Raw genomic sequence first — 252 nt, forward strand, 5'->3', positions numbered from 1 at the left:
GCCGAGACCCGGTCGACCGCACCTTGGATCGGAGCCCGCGAGCGTTGCGCCTTGGCGACCATGTCGACGATACGCGACAGCACCGTGTCTGCGCCGACCTTCTCGGCGGCCATGACGAGGCTGCCGTTCTTGTTGATCGTGCCGCCGGTCAGGCTATCGCCCTTTGATTTCTCTACGGGCAGCGGTTCGCCCGACATCATCGATTCATCGACGGTGGACTGGCCTTCGAGGACGGAGCCATCCACCGGCACC

1 pseudogene is annotated in these 252 nt (G+C 65.1%); it reads right to left on the minus strand.

The annotated features are described in order from the left end of the window. Positions 1 to 252, minus strand: a pseudogene (locus EOD29_RS33600) (copper-transporting ATPase); the annotation flags it as partial.

It is taken from the genome of Mesorhizobium sp. M1A.T.Ca.IN.004.03.1.1, assembly GCF_003997555.1.
Classification (GTDB): Bacteria; Pseudomonadota; Alphaproteobacteria; order Rhizobiales; family Rhizobiaceae; genus Mesorhizobium.